Below are 21,550 nucleotides of genomic sequence, written 5' to 3'. Positions count from 1 at the left end.
TCTTATTGACCCCCTAGTAGTTTCCAGCGGGCATCGAGCATCGCTATGCGTTTATCGTCTTCCTTCTCAATCAAGCCGTAGTACTCCCGTTTGTTTTCCAGCCACAGCAGTTCGAAGTGCACGGCGTTAAGTAGACCCTTTTCTATATCACAGTTGCGAACCGAGTCAGCTGCGTAGACAATTTTGCGGGTCTCAAAACGAGCTAGGTGGTTGGCTTCGAGCTTCTTCAGCTCTTCTATGGCATCACTAGACACACCGCCGCCGACTACCAGTTCAAGCCCGGCAGCTTTAGCTGCGCTGCCTGTCTGCAGGGCGTACTCGGTAACCTTAGGGTGATTGATGTCGTCACGGCTATAGCCGTTCGAAAGCGAAAAGTCGACACGGCCGAACACTACTCCGTCCAAGCCGCCTGCTACCGAAGCGGCCTGAATCAAACTGTCCAGGTTATTGAAGCCAGTAATTGTTTCAAGGTTGAAGAGGAATTTGGTGTCTTCTTGTTCTTCTGAGGTGTAGACCTTGTTCTTTGCTTCGATAAACTTCTTAACGGCATAAGCTGATTCGATCATCGGCGCGATGATGTATTCAACGCCGATTTGCTTGCTCTCCAGCAAATCACGGATAGCCTCGCAGCCTCCGATTTTTAGGGCGATATCCAAATCAGCGCGGCGCGCGAGTTCGATAAGGCGTAGCAGCTCGTCAACACGAGTCCCTTCAGCTTCGAACTCGGCCTTGACAGCGAGATAGCCATATTCTGCTTTACCGCGCTTGAGCAGCTCCAGCATCTTGCGTTCACGACGATTCATTTGACACTCCTTACTCAAATATATTTAGACAAGCTAAGCTTTTGCATTTGCCACAACTAGAACATCTGAGAGATGTTTAAGGCTAGCCGCAGGGGATTTGACATTAAAATTCATATTCGTGACAGTTAAACAGAGCTGCTTAAGGCGCACTGGTACTGCATTCTTGAGCTATGTGGCATTCTAGTTGCATATGAGGCGGATTCTAGAGGCAAATTGCCATACAGCATAAATGATGGCAAAGAGGCATTAGTCGTTAACAAGATCTGCCTCGCCGAGGTGAATATGCTGTGGTCTGTGAGGCCATTCATTTCAAGCCTTTCGCTGCCTTTGGCCTTCGTAACCGCTTCAGAAAAAATAGCAAGGTATTTTGGCGGAATTGGTGGAGGACTTCACCTGTTTTCTGCGAGCCGTTGATTATTTTGCCATGTCACCTTCAAAAAAGCTGACCTAGCAGTGTAGTCACGGATAGAGCCCGTCGCTGGATCTGTCTGGTCGGGAATTCCTTTTTGTGTAAAGCCGGGGCTTAAGAATGAGTCGTGCTCGCGGGCTGCTGCTCGCGGCAAGAGTCCAGCGAGGTAGTCTGGACAGCTTTATGCTTGGATTTTGACATGGTTTCCGTCGTCGACAGGCGGCAAGTGTGTCTATGAGGTCAAGATCTTAAGGGGGGGGGCTGGATATGCTTATGTTAAGTGCCGCTAAAAGCGCTGTTAGAGAGGTATCTGCAAGATGGTCGCTTCGACAAGTGCAGGGCTTAGAGCAATTGGTGCATTTTTAAGTTGGAGTATCTTTAGTGGTCGCAATGGGCAGGTATTCATTGCTCGGGAAGATAATACTCTCATATGCACGAGTTTCGGCGGTCAGAATTACTAGCCAGTTAAAGTAGCGAGTCTCTTGGGCTTGGGTGGTGAAAAAACTGACGCTAAAATGAGTGGGTGCGTAGGACATTTGATGTATATCCGGGGTAAGGGGGGCGATATACATGGGGTGGTGTCTCGCTGTATGGGGGTTAATAATTTTAATTAGTAAACTTGATTTTTTAGGGGGTGTAACCAGTAGTGCTGGGGTTCGGTGGTCTAGTATGGAAAATGTTTCAATGCGGTTGATGGCTTTGTGTGTTTTTATTCTTCTGTCTGGGGCAGGCTAAAATAGGTTGGGCTGACAGGTGTCTTGTGGTTGTGTAAGTCTGGTGAGTCCAAGCGGGGGTATTATAATTTTATTAATTGGCGGTTTGTTAGGGGGGGCTTCATTTCTGGATGGGGGTGATTGAGAGTTGACGGCGTGTGAGTGTTGTTTTTGTCTATCTGTCTGTATTTGAATGTTATGTGTTGTTTGTGGTAGGGGGGGGTAAGGTTTAAGTCCTCTTGTAGGGTTGTCGTTATGTTTGTGAAGGATGGTTGTGTTTAAAGTGTCGTTAATGGTTGCGGTAAAGCGCAAGTTTTTGTTCTTGTTTTAGATTGTTGGCGGTTTGTTTGTTTTGATTTTTGTTTTTTTCTAAAGTGTGTTTAGTTGTATTTTGTAATTGTGATGCTCGGGAAGTCAGTGCGCGGAGTGAGCTGCAAGCGCGAATGTGTGCGGTGCCTCTATAATAATTGTATGAGGCGCTGGTGCTCGGCTCAGGCGCGTTCGATAAGCTATTGGTATTGCTCACTATAGGTGGTCACTTTGAACTGCCAATGAGCCACGCTGCAGCGCATAGTGCGGCGAAAAGTAACTGGTCGCGTCGGCGTCGTCGGCACTGGTTAGCATTGTTGAACATCCATGCAAGTTGACGGCGGCCTAAGTTCTTGCTGTTCAAGGGGGGGGCTGATTCACCGCCCACAAGTTCTGTGATCAAGGTTATTTGATCGAACCACCATCCTTTGCGTACTCGCGTGAGGCGGGCAAATATGGAGCGCCATGTGGTATTGGCGCCAAAATCATTTTTTTCATGTTGTCGGTATAGTAGGCTGGGTCTATGATCGATGAACCAAGTCCAGCCTGTCTGCCGAGCATATGCATAGGTGAACCAATCGTGGAGAGCCACACTTTGTATCTTGTGCCAGTGTTCCCGCACGAATGTTTGCAATGCTAGGGCGAATTTTTGGCAGAAGACATATGAGCATCCTGGCCCGGCAGCCTCAAAAAAATGATCCCAGCGCACTTGTGGTTGTGCTTTATTAATTAACTTATTGCGGCCGTTGGGCCAAAATGCGAGTACGTTGCTGGAGTATGCGCTAGCATGGTGTTCTGTGAGTTTTTCAATGGACCTTTTTAACTTGTCAGGTAGCCATATATCGTCTTGGTCTGCGAATGCAACGTAATCTGTTTCGGTCAGATTAACATCTCTCAGTAGTCTAAAAAAGTTGCGCCCTGCGCTGCCGAATCGGCCGGGGGGTAGCAGTGTTATATTGGGGTATTTCGTAGCATAGGTTTCACATAGTTCTTGGGTCTTGTCCGTCCCCTCATCGATGCTGATGTACAAGCTTATATCTACATCTTGCTGTTCAAGAATTGACTGTACTTGTTCGTCTATCCAGCATTCACCATTATAGCTTGCCAGTAAAATAGAAACTCGTGGTTTTGGTGGGGGGGTTGGAAGACTCATGAGGTGGGTGTGTCGTATGTTTGTTGGGTTGTATTTGGCATTTGCGTAGCTCTCGCAGTTTAGAGGAAAATAATTGGTGTAAATTATATATGATGTACTTGGGTTCCATTCGAAATAGTGTGTTGTCTTAGTGGGGTTGGAATAATCACCCATTAAAGTTTGGCGTTTTAGTAGTTGTCTGGCTAGCAACCTTCCGTTGAGCTAGTGTTGCAGCGAGATATTCTGCACTCGTGTATCGACTGGGCGAAGATGCGCTGTAGATTTAGGGGGTAGGTGATGGAGTGACGTTTCTCCTTTTTCGTAGAGTTAAGCGCAAGGCTGCGATGTTTCCGTTCGGTCAAGATTATAGCCATGTCAATTACCTCCTCTGGAGTGTCGTTTTCGCATTGCATCTAGAGATTAACCAGAACCAGCGCGGGCGTAAAGACGTTACCCTGTAGAACGAGGCGCTAGCACTTGAGCAGTAGAGAGGCCAAGGGGGGGGAGCGTTATTCGCTCGCATGGGCTGGGAGGGACTCATTTTTTAAAACGACCTCTCCATGGTCTATTTGACTAAAAACAGCATTCGCTACACTTTCCTCGCTGGATATTGGCCACTGTTTTTTCGGGGGGGCTTCAATAAACCATGAGCCGCACGGGATGTGGGCTCGTCAGTTGATTTTTACCTGGTAACTAGAATTTTGTAGCAACGCAGGGCTCTGTAGCTTGATCTTTTTGTATTGTTGATTATTGCGTCGCATGCTCAATATCGCGAGTTATTAGGGGCTGTAACGATGCTCAATTGACTCTGTTTGGTGTCAGCTAGCCGGATTCTGATGCTCGCGACAGAGCATTATCTCAGGCTTACTTTTTTGCGACGGCCTGTCAATTTAATGTGAAGTGACCTCCACGTTTATCAGTATCAAGTTCGGCAATTTGACACCTATTATCGTTCTTTTCTAGGCTCTTTTACTCGTACCGCAGTTTCTCCGTCGAACATCATCATTTGGAAAAGCGCAGCTGGCACAGGTAGCAGTCGATTTGCAAGATTGATTTAATAATGCAGGCATTAAAAAGCCGGCTTGTGGCCGGCTTCTCGGGGACTGGTTTGGTTCATTTTTGGTAAACCGCACCAGCCTTCAAAACGTACACCCAGCTCTTGCGGCTGGCTGTGGGACTGGGCGGGAAAGTCATCCGCTTCGTCGGGCGATATGACCGCAGGGAGGGTCGATGCGCAAATGTGGGGCGCAGCATACGCACATTCGTCGGTAATTCCCAGTGCAAAGCGCGATCCAGAGGCCTTTAAGCTGCAGAAAGTGCGGGAAATGTGTTGCCGGATGCGTGATGTTCGCCGGCAAGCCGGTTCCTGAGAGAAGCGGCATGTACAAAAAAGCCCCGGATAACCGGGGCTTTCTCTTGAAGCTTGTCACTAGAAGCTTGCAGCTGCTTCTCAGCCTTTATAGGCCGCAACCGACTTCAGGATCTCGGCGCGGGCCGCGTCAGCGTTGCCCCAACCGTCGATCTTCACCCACTTGCCTTTTTCCAGGTCTTTGTAGTTTTCGAAGAAGTGCTTGATCTGCTCCAGCAGCAGGGCTGGCAGGTCGGTGTATTCCTTCACGTCGACGTACAGCTGGGACAGCTTGTCGTGAGGCACCGCGATCACTTTGGCATCGCCGCCGCCGTCGTCGGTCATGTTCAGGATGCCCACTGGACGGGCACGGATCACCGAGCCTGGCGCTACTGGGTAAGGGGTCACGACCAGCACGTCGAGGGGGTCGCCGTCGTCAGCCAGGGTGTTGGGGATGAAGCCGTAGTTGGCCGGGTAGAACATCGGGGTGGCCATGAAACGGTCAACGAACAGGCAGTCGCTGTCTTTGTCGATTTCGTACTTGATCGGCGCGTGGTTGGCCGGGATTTCGATAGCGACGTAGATGTCGTTCGGCAGGTCTTTGCCCGCCGGAATCTTGCTGTAGCTCATTGGGCGTTGCCCCCGTTAGTTGACCAAATGACTTGGCCGGATTGACCAAAAAGTGGCGGCGATTATAGACACACTCCGCAACCGTTGCTACGTGCCAAGGGTCGTAGAACCTTGGTTGTACTGTCTCGCAGACATATTCGGGCGAGCCGTGCGACCGACGGTTTTGCCATCGGTCGGTAGGCGCTGCAGTGCTCTTTCAACTGGCCTTCAGATGAACAACGTATCGGCGCGACAGGACATTAGTGATGCGTTTGATAGACCGGATCTTCAGCTTGAAGTTGCTGTAGCCGGGCCAATGGATTCTGCCGATAAAACAGCTGCAACTGTGCATAGACTTTCGGATAGGCCGCCGCCAGCAAGTCCGGGGCACTGAAGAAGTATTCGCTGGTGACGGCGAAGAACTCGGCCGGGTTTTCCGCCGCGTAGGGGTCGATGGCGGTTTCGGCGTCCGGGTCGTGGTCGAGTTGACGGTTGAGGTCGTCGTAGGCGCTTTGCATCACCTGGGCCCAGTCGCTGACCCGCATGTCGCTGTGCAGCGGCGGCAGGCCGTTGGCATCGCCGTTGAGCATGTCCAGCTTGTGGGCGAGTTCGTGGATCACCAGGTTGTAGGCTTCCCAGCCGCCGCTGGCTTGCACTCCGGGCCAGGCGAGGATGATCGGTCCCTGCTGCCAGGCTTCGCCACTGTGTTCGCCATCCCACTCATGCTCGATGCCGCTGGCATCGCGGTGGCGCTGAGGGCTGAGGAAATCGTCGGGGTAGAGAATGATTTCGTGGAAGCCTTGGTACCAGTTCAGGTCGCCCAGGTGCAGCAGCGGCAGTTGCGCCTGGGCTGCCAGCAGCAGGCGCTGCTCCTGATGCAGTTCCACCCCGGGCAGGGTGGTGAGGTGCTTGTCGTCCAGGAACAGCACGCTGGCTTCCCGCAGCCACTGGTCCTCGGCGGCGCTGATGCCGTCGAGGAAGGGTAGTTGCTGGCGTACCCGCTGCCAGGTGTCATCGCTGACCGGATGCTTGGCCAGCCGGCGCTTGCGGCGCCAGGCGCTGAGGGACCACATGCGATTTAGCGGGTTTCGACTTTTTCAGCGCTGCGGGCCAAGCGGCTGCGCAGCACGCCAATGATCATCGGCACCAGGGACAGGAGGATGATGGCGACCACCAGCAACGAAAGGTTTTTCTTGATGAACGGCACGTTGCCGAAGAAGTAGCCCAGGGTCACCAGGCCGCCGACCCAGAGAATGGTGCCGGCCACGCTGAAGGCAAAGAACCGCGGGTAAGGCATGCGGGCCACGCCGGCGACGAAGGGCGCGAAGGTGCGGATGATCGGCAGGAAGCGCGCCAGGGTCACGGTCTTGCCGCCGTGCTTCTCATAGAAGTCGTGGGTTTTCTGCAGGTAGTCGCGGCGGAAGATCTTCGAGTTGGGGTTGCTGAACAGGCGTTCGCCCGCCGTTCGCCCGATCACGTAGTTGGTGCTGTCGCCAAGGATTGCCGCCAGCATCAGCAGGCCGCCCAGCAGCACCGGGTCCATGCCGCCGCCCGCCGCGACTGCGCCGGCGATGAACAGCAGGGAGTCGCCAGGCAGGAACGGCGTCACCACCAGGCCGGTTTCGCAGAAAATCACCAGGAACAGGATGGCGTAGATCCAGGGCCCGTAGTTGGTCACCAGCATGTCGAGATAAACGTCGAGATGAAGGATTAGGTCGATCGGGTTGAAATCCATGGGGGGCACCTGTGGTGACAGCCTGGTTCTGCAGGCCTGTGCGATGACTCGAAGAAAGGGACTACAAGGGGATGTAGCTTTTCTTACGATCCGAAAAGTTCGGCATTATAAAGACTGACAGGTGAAATGCGCGTTCAGATTGTAGCCGGGCGTTTCGGTTTGCGAGGGGGAGCAAACGCAGAGGATTTGATGTTCGCCGGAGTAGATAAAGCGGCCCTGAGGCCGCTTTTTTGTGGGTCAGTCATCGCTCAGCGGCAAAATGTAGTTCTTGAATTCGGTGTCTTCGCGAAACCCCATGGACTCATAGGTTTTCTGTGCCACGGCGTTGTTGCTGCTGGTGGAAACCCGCAGCCGCACGGCATTGGATTCCTTGGCCATTTTCTTCGCGGTGCGCATCAGGTTGTCGGCCACCAGCTGGCGGCGGGCGTCTTCGGCGACGTAGATGTCGTTGAGAATCCACACACGCTTGAGGGACAGCGAAGAAAAGCTCGGGTATAGCTGGCAAAAGCCCAGCAACTTGCTGCTGTCATCATCGGCCAGGGCCAGGTAGATCACCGATTCCTTGCGTCGCAGGCGCTTTTCCAGAAAGGCCCGGGACGAGTCCGGATAAGGCAGAGCGCCATAGAACTCACGGTATTTGACGAAAAGCGGGGTCAACAGATCCAGGTGCTCGAGGGTTGCTTGAGTAATCCGCATGGGTGGCTCTCAACTTCAAGTGGATGTGACGGCACAGGTTGGATGACTCGGGCAGCCGTGTCCCGATGCTGCCCAAAGCGCTTAAAAAGCGCAATCGTCTTGCAAAATCACGCCTGGGGCGGCCCCAGAAGGAAGTTGCCCTTCATGTCTGCCGTTGAGTCGCTGTCCAGGGTCTGCACTTGCGCTTCGTCTTTGAGGTTTACCCCCGACAATTGCCGGCGACAGGCTTCACGCATCAAGTACAGCAGGCGATGGGCGGCCATGCCATAGCTCAGGCCTTCCAGGCGCACGTTGGAGATGCAGTTGCGATAGGCGTCGGTGAGCCCGACTTTCGGCTGGTAGGTGAAGTACAACCCCAGGCTATCGGGAGAACTGAGCCCGGGACGCTCACCGATCAGGATCACGGTCATCTTCGCGCCCAGCAGTTCGCCAATCTCGTCGGCTACCGCTACCCGGCCCTGTTCCACCAGGATCACTGGCGACAGCGACCAGCCTTCGGCGGCGGTCTGTTCCTCCATGCGCGCCAGGAATGGCAGGGTGTGGCGATGCACCGCCAGCGCCGACAGACCGTCCGCCACCACCACCGCCAGGTCGACCCCGCCGGGATGGGCGCTGGCGTAGTCGCGCAGGCTCTGGGCCGATTCGTCACTGAGCCGACGCCCCAGATCAGGGCGTTGCAGGTAACTGTGGCGATCCGTGGCGGCGCTGTGCACCAGCAGGCTGTCACGGCCGCGCTCGGCCAATTGGGCGCTCAGGCCGGCGTGGTCGAAAGGCAGGTGCACCGCATCCCGGGCCTGGGCATGGGCGAACTGGAAGTCCAGCTGGGCACCGGTGGGCAGGCTGGTGCCGGTGCGGCCCAGGGCAATGCGGGCCGGGGTCAGGCGGCGCAGTTCCAGCCAGGGGTTTTGCGAGTCGCTCGGATGTTTTTGCATGAGCCTGTTCCTTATCCCAACTGCGCCAATGCCTGGCGGAACGCCGGCGGCAGGTTGTTGCCGAAATGCACCTTGCCATCGGCCTGGGTGAAGATGCCGGTCCTGGCCAGCCACTGCTCGAATTCGGGGGCGGGTTTCAGGCCGAGGGTCTGGCGGGCGTAGAGCGCGTCGTGGAACGACGTGGTCTGGTAGTTGAGCATGATGTCGTCGGAACCGGGGATACCCATGATGAAGTTGATCCCGGCCACGCCCAGCAGGGTCAGCAGGGTGTCCATGTCGTCCTGGTCGGCCTCGGCGTGGTTGGTGTAGCAGATGTCGCAACCCATGGGCACGCCCAGCAGCTTGCCGCAGAAGTGGTCTTCCAGACCGGCGCGGATGATCTGCTTGCCGTTGTACAGGTATTCCGGGCCGATGAAGCCGACCACGGTGTTCACCAGGAACGGCTTGAAATGCCGGGCCACGGCGTAGGCGCGGGTTTCGCAGGTCTGCTGGTCGACGCCGAAGTGGGCGTTGGCCGACAAGGCGCTGCCCTGACCGGTCTCGAAGTACATCAGGTTCTGCCCGAGGGTGCCCCGGTTCAGGCTCAGGCCCGCTTCGTAGCCTTCCTTGAGCACATTGAGGTTGATGCCGAAACTGGCGTTGGCCGCTTCGGTGCCGGCAATCGACTGGAACACCAGGTCCAGGGGCACGCCGCGGTTGATCGCCTCGATGGAGGTGGTGACGTGGGTCAGCACGCAGGCCTGGGTCGGGATTTCGTAGCGCTGGATGATGGCGTCGAGCATTTCCAGCATGGCGCAGATCGAGGCGATGCTGTCGGTGGCCGGGTTGATGCCGATCATCGCGTCGCCGTTGCCGTACAACAGGCCGTCGAGAATGCTCGCGGCAATGCCCGCTGGCTCATCGGTGGGGTGGTTGGGTTGCAGGCGGGTGGACAGGCGCCCGCGCAGGCCCAGGGTGCCGCGAAACTTTGTCACCACGCGAATCTTCTGCGCCACCAGGACCAGGTCCTGCACGCGCATGATCTTCGACACCGCGGCGGCCATTTCCGGAGTCAGGCCCGGGGCCAGGGCCCGCAGGCTCTGCTCGTCGGCGGCATCGCTGAGCAGCCAGTCGCGAAAGCCGCCCACGGTCAGGTGGCTGACCGTGGCGAAGGCCTGTTTGTCATGGCTGTCGATGATCAGCCGGGTGACTTCGTCGGTTTCGTAGGGAATCAGCACCTCTTCGAGAAAGTGCTTCAGGGGGATGTCCGCCAGGGTCATCTGGGCGGCGACCCGCTCGCCGTCGTTGAGGGCGGCAACCCCGGCCAGAAAGTCGCCGGAGCGGGCCGGACTGGCCTTGGCCATGACTTCCTTGAGGCTGTCGAAGCGATAGGTCTGAGAACCTACGCTGTGGGAAAATTGGGCCATCTCAGTCTCCGTTTCAACGATATAGGGGCGTTGCCGAGTGCTGGCGGGTCATCAGGATGCCACCTTCTTCAGCAGGTTTTCCAGGCGGTTGCCGGCAGCCCTGTGCTGGAGGATGGCAAAGGCCTTTTCCGCCACCAGGCTGCCGCCTTCCAGCGGTGGCAGGCCACCGCTGTAGATGTTCGAGATCACCGTGTATTCGTAGCGAATGTCCGGGTTGCCGCTGAATTGCGCGGCGGCGGCGCGGGCCTGGTCGTCCGGCAGGCGGTAGCCCAGGTAGGCGGACATGCTGCGCGAGGCCAGGGCATCGCCGCCGGGCCGTTCGCCGATCAGCACGATGATCAGTTGTGGTTGCAGGGCTTCACCCACCGACTCCGCCAGCTTGACCCGGCCATAGGGGGCGAGGATCGGCTGGCCGATGCGCAGCTCGCGGCTTTGCAGGCCGTCCAGCAGCACCGGTAGCAGTTGGGGAATGTTGTGGTGGATGGCTTCGGCGCTGAGGCCGTCGGAAATCACGATCTGCACATCGTTGTATTCCGCTTGCAGGCGCCGCAGCACCTCCTCGGTCAGCCGTGCCCCCAGCTCCGGGTCTTGCAGATGCGCCAGCTTGTCCGGGGCCGCGGTGCGCAGCTCGCGCAGGGGAATGGCGGCGATTTCGGCAGGGCGCAGGTCGACGTAGATCGCTTCCCGGGCCACCGCCAGGTTGGCCCGCACCGTGCGCGATACCCTGTTGGCCGGGCGCGGTCCGGCGTTGTCGAAGCCGTAGGTGGCCGGGGTGGACTCCAGCAGGCGCTGGAAGTCGATGTCCGACTTGCAGAAGATCCTCGGGTTGCCCCAGTTCGGCCCGCGCTCGACGTTGCCGTGGGCATCCTCCTGGAAAATCCCCCTGCCCAGGGCCCAGCGCAGGTACTCCGGGGCCGGCTTCAGGTCGTGGACTTCGCGCAGGGTCTGGTTGTCGTGGGCGCTGGTGTCGAAGTAGGCGAGCATGCGGTCGGTGCTCAGGTACACGTCCATGAAGAAGTTGGCGCCGGCGGCGGTCAGCAGTTCGGTGGCCATCTGCTGGCCTTCCAGGGTCACTTGCGAGTGCAGGGTGTAGCAGGGCGCCATGCCCATGGGCAGCCCCAGCAGCTTGCCCATGAACTGGTCCTGCAGGCAGGAGTAGGTCATCTCGAAGTTGTCGAGGTGGGTTTCCGGGCCGATGAAGCCGGTGACGTTGTTCACCATGTACGGCCGATAACGCCGGGCCAGCCCGTAGCACAGGGCCTCACAGGTGGTCATGTCGATGCCTTCGTGCTTGCCGTAGGTCAGCTCGCTGCCCTGGCCGGTCTCGAAGTACATGAAATTTTCCGCCACGCCTCGCAGCGGGCCGCGCTCGGCCATGGTCTGCCAGGCCTGGTCGAGCAACTGCACGGTGACGTCGAATTCATCGGTCAGGGTGCGCTCGGTGCCAGCCAGGCTCTGGAACATGATCTCCACCGGCGCGCCCTGGTCGAGGCAGGCCAGCTGGGTCTTGATATGGGAGAGCACGCAGATCTGCGTCGGCGCCCCGGTTTCCTGGCGCAATTTGTCCAGGTGGTGCAGGGTGGCGCTGATGTTCTCCACGGTGTCGATGGCCGGATTGAGGCCAATCAATGCATCCCCCGAGCCCATGCTCAGCCCGGTGTAGACCAGCAGGGTGATGCCGCTGAGGTTGTCGGTGGGATGGTTGGGCTGCAAGCGCGACGACAGGGTGCCGGGCAGGCCTACCAGGGTGCGGGCCTTGGCCGCCGCGCCGCTCTTGAGCTTTTTCGACAGCAGGATCAGTTCATGCACGTCCAGCAGCTTGGCCAGGGCCGCGGCCATCACTCCGGTCATGGCCGTGCCGATGCGGCGTATTTCGGTGCCGTGGCTGCGCAGCAGGCGATCTTTCAGGGCGCCGAGCGTCAGTTCGGCAATCTCGCTGAAGACTTGGTGGTCGATGTCGTAGTTGACCTGCATGACGCTGTCGATGCGCCCGTGGCGATCGGTCAGCGGGTGCTCGAAATAGTGCGCCAGGGTCAGCTCCGAGAGCACCTTGCGCGCCGCTTCGCGGGTGATCTCGTCCACGGCGGCCAGCCCTGCCACGCGGTCGCCGGCCTTGCTGATGTCGGCGGCGCCGAGCACCGCCTTGAGGCTGCAGAAGGCGATCTCGCGATCCAGCACCCGGGTGCTGTAGCCGCGCTCGGCCGGGGCGGCTGGAAGGCGGATGTGCTGCAGTTCGGTGAGTGACATGGCAAGACTCTCCTTGGCTGGCATCGGCTTCTAGTGCACGCCGTAAAAGGCGACGGGCACGATGTGCTGATGGGGTGTTCCCAGATTGATGAAATGCGCCGAACGCTCGCGCACTTCATCGATGACGATCAGGTTGCAAGAACTGCGCCCCCAATCCGTGGCGTAGTTGCCCAGGACCTTGCCGACGTTGCTTTCCAGCAGCAGCACCAGCGGCCATTGAGGGGCGGGGCGTGCCGCGCTCAGGGCGCGGGACAACAGGGCGCCCAATTGACGGATTTGCTCCAGGCCCGGCGCCTGGCCGCCGTCGAGCAGTTGCAGGCAAGCACCGTCGCGGCTGCTCAAGGCCAGGGCCAGGGCGTCGTCCAGCTGTTGCCGCGAGGCGTCCATGGGCAGGCGGGCGACGATGGGCAGGTCCTTGAGTGGCAGCACTTCGGGCCGGGGCAGGAACAGGGTGCTGCCGGAGATTTCGGTGTTGTGCAGGGTCAGGCCGTAGACCGTGGCCCGGCCGCGGTTTTCCGGCACCAGGCGGCTGGCATCCCGAATCAGTCGTGGGTGGCGGGCGATGGCCAGGGCCAGATCGATGCCCAGGTCGCCGTAACAGGTGGTGCCAGGCATGGGTTCGCCTTGCAGGTGACGATAGAGCAACTCACCCACGCCACCGGAAAAGGTCAGGGCCGGGTTGGCAGCGTGTTCGGGGAGGATCAACGGCAGTTGCTCGGTCAGTTGCCCCAGCGGGCCGGTAAAAAAGGTGCGATCACCTTCGGCGATGGCGACCAGGGCGTCGACGTACCAGTTGACTACTGCATCCCGCTCCGGGTTGTCGAGCGGCTGGCCAACAGTCTTGTGGATCTGCAGGTGATCGAGCAGCGCCCGGCCGAATTCCGACAGCGCACTGAGGCGATAACTGCCCGTCTCGAACTGCAAGTGCCGGGCGCCGATGAAGTGGCAGCCGCTGGCCAGGACATTGCCATCCAGGCCCCAGGCGGCGTTGGTAGTGCCGCCGCCGATATCCAGGTTGAGCAGCGGTTGCTGTGGATAAAAGCGGCTCAGGGTCGAACAGCTGCCCATGAATGCCAGCCAGGACTCCAGCCCACCGTCGTCGGCGCGGGAGATCAGCACATTGCCGATCAGTTGCTCGACCCGGCGTGTCAGGGCCTGGGCGTTGTGCCGCCGCGCCGCCAGGCCGGTAATGATCACTCCCGCGGAAAACAGCTGTTCCGGACGCACGCCGGCTTGCTCAAGCCAGCATTGGATCAGGCCCTGGATCGCCGTTTCATCGATGATCCGGTCCTTGAACGGGGTAAACACCGGCTCGCCGCGAAATAGCACCCGGGGTTCGTTGAGGGCCATGCGTCCGGTGACGCAATGGCTGCTCAGGCTGGCCTGGGCGATCAGCGCGCTGCTGGTGGTGGAGCCGAAGTCCAGCCCCAGCAGCAACACCGATGTGCCGCCCGTGATGGCTTGCATGCTGGCGTTCCTCGCCGCGCCGAAGTCAGGCGGTGGCCTTCTGGCCTGCGGGTTCCGGAGTGTCCAGCGCGGTGCCGCCCAGGTACTCGCCCGGAGCGATGATCCCCGCTGCCCGATCCTCGGCTTCCAGTTGCAGCGCCTTGGGCACCGACAGCCAGTAGGCCAGGCCGACGGCGACGAAACCGGCGCTGATCTTGCCGATCAGCACCGGCAGGATGATGGTCGGCTGGAAGTTGGCGGTGAACGACAGATGGTCCCCCAGCAGGAAGGCAGCGCAGACCCCGAAGGCGATGTTCACCACCTTGTCCTTGGGCGGCATCAGGCGCACCAGGCGGAACATGGCGAGGATATTGGCGATGGTCGCCAGCATGCCGGCACTGCCCACGGCGCTGAGGCCGATCTTGCCGCCGAGGTTTTCCAACGGCTTGCCCAGGTATTTGCGCAGCAGGTAGACCATGGGGAAGGCGCCGGCCAGCATGATGCCGATGTAGCCGGCGGTTTCCAGGGCGCGGGTCTGGTCCTGGGCGTCGGCGATGATCGGGTGGAACCCCCAGCTGCCGAACACCGCGGAGAAGGCTCCGGTGAAGTACTCGACGATGGAGAACACCAGCACCAGCTTGATCGCCGCGTCCATGGCCCGGCCGAAGATGATGAAGCCCTTGATCATCATGTCCGGCAAGAAGCGCAGGCCCAGGGCCAGGGCCACGACGAAGATCAGGATTGGCAGCAGGTTGGCGAAGATGCTGCCCAGGCCCATGGCCAGTTGGTAGCTGGCTTCGCCGTTGGTGCTGACCAGTTCGCGTACCACCGGGTTGCTGAAGGCCAGGATCAGGCTGGCGATCATCACCCCGACGGGGATGGTGAGGATGCCGGACATGATCCCCAGGGCCATGTATTTGTGGTCGCGCTTGTCGAGCATCGCCAGGCCCATGGGAATCGAGAAGACGATGGTGGCGCCGCCCATGAAGCCGGTGATCAATGCCATCACCAGGGCTTCCTTGCTCGCGGCCAGGGCCGAGGCCAGCTGATAGCCGCCCATGTCCGAGGCGATGATCATGGTCGCCGCCAGGGCCGGGTCGGCGCCCAGGGAGTTGAAGAAGGGGCCGAAGACGGTCTCGATGACCACGGTGAGATAGGGGATGGAAGCCATGATTCCCGCCGCCGGCACGAAGATGTAGCCGGTGGCGTGGATGCCTTCCATGAATTCCTTGCCCAGGCCTCGCTCGCTGTCGTAGATGGCGGCGAAGGCGCCGAGTACGGCGCAGAGCATGATGAGGTAGAGCACGTAGTTGCCGATCTGATCCATTGCGTTTGTCCCTTGTTATTGTTTTTCAAGCAGGGTCTGTGCACGACTGGTTTGGCGCAGAACTTCCGACAGCAGTGTCCCGTCCGGCCAGCCTTCGGCACCGGATCAGAGCAGGTGAACAGGTGCGGCAGGGCCGCGAAAAGGCCTCCCGGCGACCTGGGTCGCCGGGAGGATCGATCAGAAGAAGCCCAGTGGGTTGATGTCGTAGCTCACCAGCAGGTTCTTGGTCTGCTGGTAATGGTCGAGCATCATCTTGTGGGTTTCACGGCCAACGCCGGATTTCTTGTAGCCACCGAACGCGGCGTGGGCCGGGTACAGGTGGTAGCAGTTGGTCCATACGCGACCGGCCTTGATCCCGCGGCCCATGCGGTAGGCGCGGTTGATGTCGCGGGTCCAGACCCCGGCGCCCAGGCCGAACTCGGTGTCGTTGGCGATTGCCAGGGCTTCGGCTTCGTCCTTGAAGGTGGTGACGCTGACCACCGGGCCAAAGATTTCTTCCTGGAACACGCGCATCTTGTTGGTGCCCTTGAGCAGGGTCGGCTGGATGTAGTAGCCGCTGGACAGGTCGCCTGCGAGTTTTTCCACCTTGCCGCCGGTGAGCAGCTGCGCGCCTTCGTTCTTGGCGATGTCGAGGTAGGAGAGGATCTTGTCGAACTGCTGCTCGGAGGCCTGGGCGCCGACCATGGTGTCGGTGTCCAGTGGGTCGCCGCGCTTGATCTGCTCGATCTTCTTCATCACCACTTGCATGAATTCGTCGTAGATCGACTCCTGCACCAGGGCGCGGGACGGGCAGGTGCAGACTTCACCCTGGTTGAAGAACGCCAGCACCAGGCCTTCGGCGGCCTTTTCGATGAACTTGGGTTCGGCCTGCATGATGTCTTCGAAGAAGATGTTCGGCGACTTGCCGCCCAGTTCCACGGTGGACGGAATGATGTTCTCGGCGGCGCATTTCATGATGTGCGAGCCCACCGGAGTCGAGCCGGTGAAGGCGATCTTGGCGATGCGCTTGCTGGTGGCCAGGGCTTCGCCGGCTTCGCGGCCAAAACCTTGCACCACGTTGAGCACGCCCGGCGGCAGCAGGTCGCCGATCACTTCCAGCAGCACGGTGATGCCCAGCGGGGTCTGCTCGGCGGGCTTGAGCACCACGCAGTTGCCGGCGGCCAGGGCCGGGGCGAGTTTCCAGGCGGCCATCAGGATCGGGAAGTTCCACGGGATGATCTGTCCGACCACGCCCAGGGGTTCATGGATGTGATAGGCCACGGTGTTGCCGTCGATTTCCGCGGCGCTGCCTTCCTGGGCCCGCAGGCAACCGGCGAAGTAGCGGAAGTGGTCGGCGGCCAGGGGGATGTCGGCGTTGAGGGTTTCGCGCACGGCCTTGCCGTTGTCCCAGGTTTCGGTGATGGCCAGCAGTTCCAGGTTCTGTTCGATGCGGTCGGCGATCTTCAGCAGGATCAGCGAGCGAGCCTGCACCGAGGTGGCGCCCCAGGCATCGGCGGCGGCATGGGCGGCGTCCAGCGCCTTGTCGATGTCTTCGGCGGTGGAGCGGGGGAATTCGGCAATCGGCTGGCCATTGACCGGCGAGGTATTGGTGAAGTACTGGCCTTTGACCGGCGCGACGAATTCGCCGTTGATGTAGTTGCCGTACTTGCTCTTGAACGAAACGATGGCGCCTTCAGTACCGGGGTGTGCGTAACGCATGGTGGGTATCTCCTGGCTTCTTATGCTTATGGGGGAGGACGCGCTTTAGCGCATATCAAGCGTAGAGCAAAGGTCGGGCCAGCGTGGTGGGGACCATGTGCATCAAGGGTTTACGGATGTTTCGAGTGGGCTGTGGCGGGGCGTTGTGACGGAAGTGGTACAGGGTTGAGTGACAGTTTGTAACCTTGCTGGCACAACCTGTGACCTGTGGGTCAGGCCGGCATTGCAATGGAGCAGCGGCTGGAGGATGCTGGTTCGCGTGTCGAATCTTGTCGGACAAATCTGATAAGCATTCCTCCTTCATGGTCGATTGCGGCCCGGCAGTGGCGACGGTATTTCGTCTGAGCGTGCCAGCGCAGCAGGAGAATAATAAGAAATGCACAGTAGTAATCACTTGAGCCGACATGCCCAGCAGGTGCTCACCGTGGCCCAGGGCAAGGCCCATCTGCAGGGGCCGGGCAGCGATCCTTCCATCGCCCGTTCCTGGCTGCGCTGCCTTGAGGACTATCATCTCGACCCGGCCCAGGCCATGGCGCCCACGGTGCTGGAGCATGGTCGTCTGCTGGAGAGCCGCGAGCGCCTGCAGGATGTGCTGCAGATTGCCGGTACCGAGATGACCAACCTGCATCAGCAGTTGTCCGGCGCCGGGCATGCGGTGCTGCTGACCGACGCTCGCGGGGTGATCCTCAACTGCATTACCGCCCCCAGCGAGCGCAAGATCTTCGAGCATGCCGGTCTCTGGCTCGGTGCCGATTGGAGCGAGGCCCGGGAAGGCACCAATGGCATCGGCACCTGCCTGGTGGAACGCCAGTCGCTGACTATTCACCAGGGTGAGCATTTCCGCGGCCGGCACACGGGCCTGACCTGCTCGGCGAGCCCGGTGTTCGATCCCCATGGCGAGTTGCTGGCGGTGCTGGATGTGTCTTCGGCGCGCCAGGATGTTTCCCGGCAGAGCCAGTTCCACACCATGGCCCTGGTCAATCTCTCGGCAAAGATGATCGAGAGCTGCTATTTCCTGCGCTATTTCGAGAACCAGTGGCTGTTGCGTTTTCATCTGCAGGCCGAGTCGGTGGGGCTGTTCAGCGAAGGGCTGCTGGCGTTCGATGGCGAAGGCCGGATCTGTGCGGTGAACCAGAGCGCCCTGAACCTGCTGGGGCATATTCGCGGGGGGCTGCTGGGCAAGCCGGTGGAGAGCTTTTTTGACTGCTCGCTGGATGAGTTGCTCAGTCGCGCCAGCATCAATGCCAGCGCCAGTTGGCCCTTGCGCACTCGGGACGGGCGGCGCCTGTTTGCCCTGTTGCGCGGCCAGCCGCAGCCGGCCTCGCCATCGGTATCGCGGGCGCCAGTGGCCATTGCGCCTTCGCGTCCAGCGGGCATTTGCCTGGGTGATGAGGGGCTGCAGAACGATTTTCGCCGGGCCTCGCGGGTATTCGAACGGGATGTGCCGCTGTTGATCAACGGCGAGACTGGCTCCGGCAAGGAGGCTTTCGCCAAGGCGGTGCATCAGGGCAGCGCCCGGGCGGACAAGGCGTTTGTCGCGCTCAACTGCGCGGCGATCCCGGAGAGCCTGATCGAGAGCGAGTTGTTCGGCTATCGCGGCGGCAGTTTTACCGGGGCGCGCAAGGAGGGCATGCGCGGCAAGTTGCAGCAGGCCGATGGCGGCACCCTGTTCCTGGATGAAATCGGCGATATGCCCCTGGCCTTGCAGACCCGCTTGCTGCGGGTGCTGGAGGATCGTCTGGTGGTGCCCATTGGCGGTGAGCCCCAGGCGGTCAACGTGCGCATCATCAGCGCCACCCACCGGGACCTGCTGGAGCGGGTGCGTGACGGCAGTTTTCGCGAGGACCTGTATTACCGGCTCAATGGCCTGGAGATAGCCTTGCCGGCCCTGCGCGATCGCAGCGACAAGTCCCGGTTGCTGGATTTTCTCCTGGCTGAGGAGGCGGGCGAGCAGTCCGTGGTGCTGGACGACGGCGCGCGCCAGGCCCTGCTGGGCTATTCATGGCCAGGCAACGTGCGCCAGTTGCGCAACGTGCTGCGGACCTTGGCGGCCCTGTGCGAAAACGGTCGCATTGCTCTGGAAGACCTGCCGCCGTTGATCCGCCACAGCCGCCCGGCGCCGGTGAGCGAGCCGGTTGCCGAGGTGCAGGAGCGTCCCCTGGAGGATGCCGAGCGGGTCGCGTTGCTGGCGGCACTGGAGCAGCAGCGCTGGCACATGACCCACACCGCCGAGCAGTTGGGCGTCAGCCGCAACACCCTTTATAGAAAGCTGCGCAAGCACGGCATCGTGCGCTAAGCCCGGCCCCTGGTCGCTGGCACAGGGCTACGGCCTTGATGCCTGCGCCGGCAGGGGGCGACAACCACCCGCTCAGCTAATGGGTGCGATTTGCAGCCCTCTAGGCTAACCTGCGCCGATGTTTTTCGAGGTCGACTATGCACATTCATATTCTCGGTATCTGCGGCACTTTCATGGGGTCGATGGCGGTTCTGGCCAAAGAGCTGGGCCACCGCGTCACCGGTTCCGACGCCAACGTCTATCCGCCGATGAGCACCCAGTTGCAGGCCCAGGGCATCGAACTGACTCAAGGCTACGATCCTGCCCAACTGGACCCTGCGCCGGACTTGGTGGTGATCGGCAATGCCATGTCCCGGGGCAATCCGGCGGTGGAATATGTACTGAACAAGGGCCTGCCCTATGTGTCCGGTCCGCAGTGGCTGGCCGATCACGTGCTGCAAGGGCGTTGGGTGCTGGCCGTGGCTGGCACCCACGGCAAGACCACCACCAGCAGCATGCTGGCCTGGGTGCTGGAGCATGCGGGCATGAGTCCGGGCTTCCTGATCGGCGGCGTGCCGCAGAACTTCGCGGTGTCGGCGCGCTTGGGCGGTACGCCGTTCTTCGTGATCGAAGCCGATGAATACGACAGCGCTTTCTTTGACAAGCGCTCGAAGTTCGTCCATTACCGCCCGCGCACCGCGATCCTCAATAACCTTGAGTTCGATCACGCGGACATCTTTCCGGATCTGGCTGCCATCGAACGGCAGTTCCATCACCTGGTGCGGACCATTCCCAGCGAAGGTCTGGTGATTCATCCCACTACCGAACCGGCGTTGCAGCGGGTGATCGAGATGGGCTGCTGGACCCCGGTGCAGACCACCGGTGCCGGCGGACAATGGCAGGTCAAACTGCTCAGTGCCGATGGTTCGGCCTTTGAGGTGATGTTCGAAGGCGTAAGCCAAGGCGTGGTGGAGTGGGAACTGACTGGGCAGCACAACGTGGCCAACGCCCTGGCAACCCTGGCCGCCGCGCGACATGTCGGCGTGGTGCCGTCCATTGGGATTGCTGGATTGAGTGCGTTCAAGAGTGTGAAGCGGCGCATGGAGAAGGTTGCGCAAGTGCACGGTGTGACCATCTATGACGACTTCGCTCACCACCCGACGGCCATTGCCACCACCCTGGACGGCCTGCGCAAGCGGGTCGGCGATGCCCCGGTGATCGCCATTATCGAGCCGCGCTCCAACTCCATGAAGCTCGGCGCACATCGTGATGGCCTGCCGGAAAGCGTCAACCAGGCCGATCAGGTGATCTGGTACGCACCGGCCAACCTGGGCTGGGACCTGGCGGCCACGGCGGCCCTGTGTTCGGTGCCGTCGATCGTCAGCGATTCCCTGGAGGGCATCATCGAACGGGTGAAGAGCCAGGCCAAACCCGGCACCCAGGTGGTGATCATGAGCAACGGCGGTTTCGGCGGGCTGCACGGCAAACTGGCCGAGGCCCTGCAATGAGCAACGGTCCGGAACGCATCACCCTGGCCATGACCGGCGCCTCCGGCGCCCAGTACGGTTTGCGCCTGCTCGATTGCCTGGTGCGCGAGGATCGGGAAGTGCACTTCCTGATCTCCAAGGCCGCGCAACTGGTCATGGCCACGGAAACCGATGTCAGCCTGCCACCCAAGCCGCAGTTGATGCAGGCTTTCCTCACCGAGTACACCGGTGCGGCGGCGGGGCAGATCCGGGTTTACGGCAAGGAAGACTGGATGTCGCCGGTGGCCTCGGGTTCCGGTTCGCCGGCAGCGATGGTGGTGGTGCCCTGTTCCACCGGCACCTTGTCGGCGATTGCCACCGGGGCCTGCAACAACCTGATCGAGCGCGCGGCGGACGTGACCCTCAAGGAGCGCCGGCAGTTGATCCTGGTGCCGCGCGAGGCGCCGTATTCCAGTATTCATCTGGAGCACATGCTCAAGCTGTCCAACATGGGGGTGACCATCCTGCCGGCGTCGCCGGGCTTCTATCACCAGCCGCAGACCATCGATGACCTGGTGGATTTCGTGGTGGCGCGGATTCTCAATCTGCTGAATATCCCCCAGGACATGTTGCCGCGCTGGGGCGAGCATCATTTGAGCAGCGATGAATAAATCCCTGTTGATCCTGCTGGCGGTCCTGCAACTGGCAGGATGCGCCACGGTGCGGACCTTGAATGCCGCGCAACCGGGCGCGCCGGTGGTGTATTCGGGGACGCGCCTGGACCTGTATGCGATGCAGGGAGGCTGCTGCGCCATGGACCGCTTTGGCGCCGAGGCACCAGGCTATCCAGGGGTGGATCTGCCGGCTAGCGCTGTGCTCGATACCCTGCTGTTGCCGCTGTCGGTACTGACGGTACTGGGGGTGGGGTTTCAGGCGACGGGCGGGTTGTAGTGCTTCGCCGGCAAGCCGGCTCCTACAGGTACGCGCAGGAGCGGCTTG

At 60.2% G+C, this 21,550-nt stretch carries 16 protein-coding genes; 4 read left to right on the top strand and 12 right to left on the bottom strand.

Annotated features, from left to right (window positions below):
• Window positions 1-2: 2 nt before the first annotated feature.
• The 12 genes from DNK59_RS27395 to DNK59_RS27340 all read right to left on the bottom strand — a co-directional run bounded on the left by DNK59_RS27395 (window position 3) and on the right by DNK59_RS27340 (window position 16,810).
• Window positions 3-803: an aldolase/citrate lyase family protein gene (locus tag DNK59_RS27395; RefSeq protein ID WP_110725221.1), complete on the bottom strand. Its 801-nt coding sequence runs from the start codon at window positions 801-803 to the stop codon at window positions 3-5.
• Between the two features lie 1,657 nt (window positions 804-2,460).
• On the bottom strand, window positions 2,461-3,387 hold the full coding sequence (locus DNK59_RS27390) for a glycosyltransferase (RefSeq protein ID WP_110725220.1): 927 nt from the start codon (window positions 3,385-3,387) through the stop codon (window positions 2,461-2,463).
• A 1,429-nt stretch (window positions 3,388-4,816) separates the two neighbouring features.
• Window positions 4,817-5,344 (bottom strand): inorganic diphosphatase, encoded by a 528-nt coding sequence (gene ppa / locus DNK59_RS27385; protein WP_011063696.1) that lies wholly within the window; start codon window positions 5,342-5,344, stop codon window positions 4,817-4,819.
• Window positions 5,345-5,583: 239 nt separating this feature from the next.
• Window positions 5,584-6,396 (bottom strand): zinc-dependent peptidase, encoded by an 813-nt coding sequence (locus DNK59_RS27380; protein WP_092309593.1) that lies wholly within the window; start codon window positions 6,394-6,396, stop codon window positions 5,584-5,586.
• 5 nt (window positions 6,397-6,401) lie between these two features.
• Entirely contained in the window at window positions 6,402-7,058 is a 657-nt protein-coding gene (locus tag DNK59_RS27375; RefSeq protein ID WP_060841277.1) for a DedA family protein, read from the bottom strand.
• Window positions 7,059-7,295: 237 nt separating this feature from the next.
• A complete protein-coding gene (locus DNK59_RS27370; protein ID WP_016966085.1) occupies window positions 7,296-7,754 on the bottom strand; it encodes an N-acetyltransferase in 459 nt (152 codons plus the stop codon).
• Between the two features lie 107 nt (window positions 7,755-7,861).
• Window positions 7,862-8,686 carry an ethanolamine ammonia-lyase subunit EutC gene (gene eutC, locus DNK59_RS27365; protein ID WP_110725219.1) on the bottom strand — a complete coding sequence of 275 codons (825 nt, stop codon included), beginning with the start codon at window positions 8,684-8,686 and terminating at the stop codon, window positions 7,862-7,864.
• Window positions 8,687-8,697: 11 nt separating this feature from the next.
• The gene (locus DNK59_RS27360; RefSeq protein WP_092309602.1) at window positions 8,698-10,092 is read right to left on the bottom strand and encodes an ethanolamine ammonia-lyase subunit EutB; all 1,395 of its coding nucleotides are present in this window, start codon (window positions 10,090-10,092) and stop codon (window positions 8,698-8,700) included.
• Between the two features lie 51 nt (window positions 10,093-10,143).
• Window positions 10,144-12,339 (bottom strand): ethanolamine ammonia-lyase, encoded by a 2,196-nt coding sequence (locus tag DNK59_RS27355; protein WP_110725218.1) that lies wholly within the window; start codon window positions 12,337-12,339, stop codon window positions 10,144-10,146.
• Window positions 12,340-12,369: 30 nt separating this feature from the next.
• The gene (locus DNK59_RS27350) at window positions 12,370-13,806 is read right to left on the bottom strand and encodes an ethanolamine ammonia-lyase reactivating factor EutA (protein WP_110725217.1); all 1,437 of its coding nucleotides are present in this window, start codon (window positions 13,804-13,806) and stop codon (window positions 12,370-12,372) included.
• A 25-nt stretch (window positions 13,807-13,831) separates the two neighbouring features.
• Window positions 13,832-15,112 carry an ethanolamine utilization protein EutH gene (eutH, locus tag DNK59_RS27345; protein WP_092309611.1) on the bottom strand — a complete coding sequence of 427 codons (1,281 nt, stop codon included), beginning with the start codon at window positions 15,110-15,112 and terminating at the stop codon, window positions 13,832-13,834.
• A 177-nt stretch (window positions 15,113-15,289) separates the two neighbouring features.
• Window positions 15,290-16,810: an aldehyde dehydrogenase family protein gene (locus DNK59_RS27340; RefSeq protein WP_110725216.1), complete on the bottom strand. Its 1,521-nt coding sequence runs from the start codon at window positions 16,808-16,810 to the stop codon at window positions 15,290-15,292.
• Window positions 16,811-17,186: 376 nt separating this feature from the next.
• Between DNK59_RS27340 and DNK59_RS27335 the strand changes: the two genes are divergently transcribed.
• The 4 genes from DNK59_RS27335 (at window position 17,187) to DNK59_RS27320 (ending at window position 21,502) form a co-directional block, all read left to right on the top strand.
• Window positions 17,187-19,106, top strand: a complete 1,920-nt coding sequence (locus DNK59_RS27335; RefSeq protein WP_110725215.1) for a sigma-54-dependent Fis family transcriptional regulator — start codon at window positions 17,187-17,189, stop codon at window positions 19,104-19,106.
• A gap of 137 nt (window positions 19,107-19,243) precedes the next feature.
• A complete protein-coding gene (gene mpl / locus DNK59_RS27330; protein ID WP_110725214.1) occupies window positions 19,244-20,593 on the top strand; it encodes a UDP-N-acetylmuramate:L-alanyl-gamma-D-glutamyl-meso-diaminopimelate ligase in 1,350 nt (449 codons plus the stop codon).
• Window positions 20,590-21,222 (top strand): flavin prenyltransferase UbiX, encoded by a 633-nt coding sequence (gene ubiX, locus DNK59_RS27325; RefSeq protein ID WP_016966094.1) that lies wholly within the window; start codon window positions 20,590-20,592, stop codon window positions 21,220-21,222. Before mpl ends, ubiX begins: the two co-directional genes overlap by 4 nt.
• Window positions 21,215-21,502, top strand: a complete 288-nt coding sequence (locus DNK59_RS27320; protein ID WP_110725213.1) for a YceK/YidQ family lipoprotein — start codon at window positions 21,215-21,217, stop codon at window positions 21,500-21,502. Before ubiX ends, DNK59_RS27320 begins: the two co-directional genes overlap by 8 nt.
• Window positions 21,503-21,550: the final 48 nt, after the last annotated feature.

The sequence above is a fragment of the Pseudomonas sp. TKO26 genome (assembly GCF_003225665.1).
GTDB lineage: Bacteria > Pseudomonadota > Gammaproteobacteria > Pseudomonadales > Pseudomonadaceae > Aquipseudomonas > Aquipseudomonas saponiphila.
Note: the sequence above shows the minus strand (reverse complement) of the source record. Positions and strands in the feature narration are given on the sequence as shown.

Bases quoted from the DNA above. Each gene is read 5' to 3' on its own strand.
- DNK59_RS27395 (WP_110725221.1), bottom strand. From the start codon at position 803: ATGAATCGTCGTGAACGCAAGATGCTGGAGCTGCTCAAGCGCGGTAAA.
- DNK59_RS27390 (WP_110725220.1), bottom strand. From the start codon at position 3,387: ATGAGTCTTCCAACCCCCCCACCAAAACCACGAGTTTCTATTTTACTG.
- ppa (WP_011063696.1), bottom strand. From the start codon at position 5,344: ATGAGCTACAGCAAGATTCCGGCGGGCAAAGACCTGCCGAACGACATC.
- DNK59_RS27380 (WP_092309593.1), bottom strand. From the start codon at position 6,396: ATGTGGTCCCTCAGCGCCTGGCGCCGCAAGCGCCGGCTGGCCAAGCAT.
- DNK59_RS27375 (WP_060841277.1), bottom strand. From the start codon at position 7,058: ATGGATTTCAACCCGATCGACCTAATCCTTCATCTCGACGTTTATCTC.
- DNK59_RS27370 (WP_016966085.1), bottom strand. From the start codon at position 7,754: ATGCGGATTACTCAAGCAACCCTCGAGCACCTGGATCTGTTGACCCCG.
- eutC (WP_110725219.1), bottom strand. From the start codon at position 8,686: ATGCAAAAACATCCGAGCGACTCGCAAAACCCCTGGCTGGAACTGCGC.
- DNK59_RS27360 (WP_092309602.1), bottom strand. From the start codon at position 10,092: ATGGCCCAATTTTCCCACAGCGTAGGTTCTCAGACCTATCGCTTCGAC.
- DNK59_RS27355 (WP_110725218.1), bottom strand. From the start codon at position 12,339: ATGTCACTCACCGAACTGCAGCACATCCGCCTTCCAGCCGCCCCGGCC.
- DNK59_RS27350 (WP_110725217.1), bottom strand. From the start codon at position 13,806: ATGCAAGCCATCACGGGCGGCACATCGGTGTTGCTGCTGGGGCTGGAC.
- eutH (WP_092309611.1), bottom strand. From the start codon at position 15,112: ATGGATCAGATCGGCAACTACGTGCTCTACCTCATCATGCTCTGCGCC.
- DNK59_RS27340 (WP_110725216.1), bottom strand. From the start codon at position 16,810: ATGCGTTACGCACACCCCGGTACTGAAGGCGCCATCGTTTCGTTCAAG.
- DNK59_RS27335 (WP_110725215.1), top strand. From the start codon at position 17,187: ATGCACAGTAGTAATCACTTGAGCCGACATGCCCAGCAGGTGCTCACC.
- mpl (WP_110725214.1), top strand. From the start codon at position 19,244: ATGCACATTCATATTCTCGGTATCTGCGGCACTTTCATGGGGTCGATG.
- ubiX (WP_016966094.1), top strand. From the start codon at position 20,590: ATGAGCAACGGTCCGGAACGCATCACCCTGGCCATGACCGGCGCCTCC.
- DNK59_RS27320 (WP_110725213.1), top strand. From the start codon at position 21,215: ATGAATAAATCCCTGTTGATCCTGCTGGCGGTCCTGCAACTGGCAGGA.